We start from the raw sequence: 2,947 nt of genomic DNA, 5'->3' as shown, positions 1-2,947 counted from the left end.
GGATTTAACGGTGTGGGAGTAGTTCAAGACCCGCTGTTGCCAAATGTTGAATTTTTATTGACCAATACTTGACAAATTGACAAGACTTGCCCTCACCAAGTTGCTTTGACAGAAATACCTATGTCTGGGATCTGACAAGGCCCAAAGCACCATATCTAGTGCAACTTGTCAAATCGGTCAAAATTTTACCCTAAATCTGAATCGTGTTGTATATTCGTAGTCTGTTGATATATTCCGCGTCAGTACATAAATTATGGTTCGAGAATTAGAGCGATCGAGTGCCAGCGAAAAACGCAACCAGTCCGATTTTCCCGAAACAGCACCCGCAGCAAATCCAGTATTTTTCAGGACGTACAGCCGCCGCACCGACACGGGAAGGGAGACTTGGGCCGACGTGTGCGATCGGACCGCCAAAGGCCTTCAAAAGCTCGGAAACCTCACCCCCGAAGAAACACAACTCCTACACCGGATGCAAAAAGAACTCAAAACCCTCGCTTCCGGGCGCTGGCTGTGGGTGGGCGGCAGCAAATGGATCGAGCAACCAGAGAATTTTTCCGGCGCATATAATTGCTCCTCAACAAATATTATCGACTGGCGGGCCTTTGGATTGTTAATGGATTTGGCGATGATGGGCTGCGGCACAGGCGCAGTCTTAGAACCCAAATATATCAACCAATTACCACCGATTCGCAACCGCTTAACCGTGACAATGCAAGGCGAAATCGGCTCTACACCCGCCCAGTCGCGCCGCCAAGCAACCGAAGTAAAAATAGACGAAAAAACCGCCACTATTTATGTCGGAGATTCTCGCCAAGGTTGGGTGCAATCCTATCAAAATTTGCTGGAATTATCCACAGATGAAAGATTTGCAGGAGAAGTTCAAGTTTACATCGATTTGAGCGACGTTCGCCCGGTGGGAGAACCTTTAAAAGGTTTTGGCGGAGTCGCAAATCCAGTCAAATTGCCCGACCTTTATCAGCGTTGCTCAGCAATTTTGAATAAAGCTTTAGGGCGACAATTAAATTCAGTAGAATGCTGCGTGTTGATTGATGAAGCCGCGGTCACAATTGTTGCCGGCAACATCCGGCGCAGCGCGGGAATTCGTCAGTTCGATTCTGGTGACGCACTAGGCGCAAACGCCAAAGATAATCTCTGGCAACAAGATGATAATGGCAACTGGAAAATAGATCCAGAACGCGATGCTTTGAGAATGGCAAATCACTCTCGTGTTTTCCATCACAAACCAACATTAGAAGAATGTATTGATGCTGTTAGAAAACAGTATTATTCTGGTGAAGGTGCAATACAATGGGCTGGTGAAGCTGTAGCTAGAGCTAACGTCGATCTACTTTCAACGCCGAGTCTTAAAATTGAGTTCTTGAAAGCTTACGCAGAAGGAAAAGCTAAACAGTGGTTGCGGGAACGTCATCCTAACATGACTGTGCAAGAATTAGAACATCGGTCAGTTCGTTTGGGTTTAAACCCGTGTGGTAAGTAATTTTGCCTCACGTTAAAAACCTCGCAAATTCGGAGAAGACTGAGATGTTAATTCCGAGGTAAGTAAGGGAATTAAAAATCCTTTACCACCGTAGAGCGTACCGGGTGAACCTTCTTGATTGAAGAACATAATCCTGGCAAGAGTGCGGGGCATTTACAACTACAGTAAATGAAAAAGTACGCCGAGCTACAGGTAAAATGGAATCTGTAGAACTAGAGGATAAAAAGCCTTTAGGATAACAAAACTGGAAATCATCGGCTCTAATTTCCACTGTAACTTGGGGGAGGTTCACCTCAATCAAATCGACCCTTACAACTTCAAAGAACAAGAAGAAGCTTTCAAAGCAGGAGCTCTATCTGTCGCGGTACTTCTCAATCACAAATTTAGCGAACCGCGCTATCAATACAGCCGCGAATTAGACCCGATTGTCGGCGTATCTTTCACCGGATTGTTCGACTTTTTCGTTCATGCTTTCGGGGTTGAGTGGTTGCGCTGGTGGGTGGAAGGCCGCCCGCAAACCGACCAGGGAATGGCGTTTAAACAACGGGAAGAAGAGTATTTGACTGGTTGGCGGGAGATTGTGAATCGGGTAGTATGGGATTATTGCGATCGCCATTCCTTGAAACGCCCAAATCGCTGCACAACCGTGCAACCATCCGGTACAAAATCTCTGCTGACAGGTGCTTCCCCCGGCTGGCATCCCCCCAAAGCCCAGCGTTTTATTCGCCGGATCACTTTCGGCAAAAACGACCCCGTAGCCCTCGCCTGCATCGACTACGGATACAACGTAATTCCGTCTCAATCTGACAAAGATGAAAACGGCAATTTGCTGAACAATCCCTTCGACGATCGCTGCACGGAATGGCTGGTAGAAATACCCGTTGCTGTCAGTTGGGCGGATTTACCCGGTGCCGATGAAATTGACATCAACAAATTCTCAGCAGCCGCGCAAATGGACTTTTATATGCAAGTGCAAAAGTTCTACGTGCGACACAACACCAGCGCGACTATTGAGTTGCGGGAAAATGAAGTTGAAAGTTTGGGTACGCGGATTTACGAAGCAATTCGCGATGACGAAGGCTACATTTCCGCCGCACTTTTGTCTCGGTTTGATGCTCTAGAAACTTTCCCGCGCTTGCCCTTTGAACCGATTAACAAGGAAACTTACACCAAAATGGTAGCAGAGGCTTTATCGCGCCGCGATATTGATGTTTTCCATGAGGCTTTGAGCCGTTACGATTTGGGTGAAATGATGGATTCTGGGCCGGCGGGCTGCGATTCTGACAAGTGTTTGATGCCGGAGACTAAGGCTATTTAATAGCGTTGAAGGAAATCCCCCGTTTGGGGGATTTTTTATGTTTTTAAAGGCTGGTTCAGCAAAAATCGTAGGGGCGGGTTTTACCAACCATAATTGCCTAAAATTAATAATCTCGTAAACCCGCCCCCACC

General features: G+C 46.9%; 3 protein-coding genes. 2 read left to right on the top strand and 1 reads right to left on the bottom strand.

The annotated features are described in order from the left end of the window. Positions 1-253: 253 nt before the first annotated feature. Positions 254-1,498, top strand: coding sequence for a ribonucleoside-triphosphate reductase, adenosylcobalamin-dependent (gene nrdJ, locus IQ270_RS29435; protein WP_228056815.1), 1,245 nt, complete (start codon positions 254-256; stop codon positions 1,496-1,498). 12 nt (positions 1,499-1,510) lie between these two features. Here the strand turns inward: nrdJ (IQ270_RS29435) and IQ270_RS29430 are convergent, their stop codons facing one another. Continuing rightward, positions 1,511-1,651 (bottom strand): hypothetical protein, encoded by a 141-nt coding sequence (locus tag IQ270_RS29430; RefSeq protein ID WP_193976645.1) that lies wholly within the window; start codon positions 1,649-1,651, stop codon positions 1,511-1,513. 82 nt (positions 1,652-1,733) lie between these two features. On the opposite strand from IQ270_RS29430, the gene nrdJ (IQ270_RS29425) reads away from it, so the two are divergent. Beyond that, positions 1,734-2,816, top strand: a complete 1,083-nt coding sequence (gene nrdJ / locus IQ270_RS29425) for a ribonucleoside-triphosphate reductase, adenosylcobalamin-dependent (RefSeq protein WP_339384142.1) — start codon at positions 1,734-1,736, stop codon at positions 2,814-2,816. Positions 2,817-2,947 lie beyond the last annotated feature (131 nt).

The sequence above is a fragment of the Microcoleus sp. LEGE 07076 genome (genome assembly GCF_015207455.1).
Taxonomy (GTDB): Bacteria; Cyanobacteriota; Cyanobacteriia; order Cyanobacteriales; family Microcoleaceae; genus Microcoleus.
The sequence above is the reverse complement of the archived record's forward strand: the minus strand, read 5'-3'. Positions and strand labels throughout refer to the sequence as shown.